Raw genomic sequence first — 578 nt, 5'->3', positions numbered from 1 at the left:
TAATCAGATTACAGGATCTGGTGCGAATGTGAAAGACATCAGAGTAACCAATGCCACCCTTTCGGTCGGTTCAGGAACGAGCATGGGTGTTTTTAAATCAGTGAAGGTTTATCTTTCTAATAGCGGAAGCAATCAAGTTTTGGTCGCCTCTCGCGAATCCATTCCAGATAATGTAGGGAATTCACTTTCAATGGATGTGAGTACGACGAATACGTTTGACAACATGATGAAATCTGGCAATGTACAAGCGAAAATAGTATATGTTTTAAAACAATCACCTACCTCAGATATTTCTTTGAAAACCTCAATTGGTTTCAATAGTGCTCCCGTGACGAATTAAAAATTTTAGGAGCAACAAGATTTTTGCTTTTTACAAATGACGTTCCGGCTGTCCGTTGCAATCTTTTTCTGCTAGCGCAAAAAAAGGATTTACACTTCCATCCGGGCTAAAATAAAAATCAGTTTTTCTTTTAAAAATAACCAACCCTTATCGTTGGTTATTTTTTTGTGTTATACTTTTGAGTATTTTAACAATAATGGGTTAAACGTTTAATTTAATTAGTATTAATTAACTAAAT

General features: G+C 34.9%; 1 protein-coding gene. It reads left to right on the top strand.

Annotation, left to right across the window (positions count from 1 at the left end):
• A partial coding sequence (locus AW17_RS24565; RefSeq protein WP_036670870.1) for a hypothetical protein occupies positions 1-340 on the top strand: 340 nt, incomplete at its 5' end.
• Between the last annotated feature and the right edge of the window lie 238 nt (positions 341-578).

This window comes from Pedobacter borealis DSM 19626, assembly GCF_000708285.2.
In the GTDB taxonomy this organism is placed as follows: Bacteria; Bacteroidota; Bacteroidia; order Sphingobacteriales; family Sphingobacteriaceae; genus Pedobacter; species Pedobacter borealis.
The sequence above is the reverse complement of the archived record's forward strand: the minus strand, read 5'-3'. Positions and strand labels throughout refer to the sequence as shown.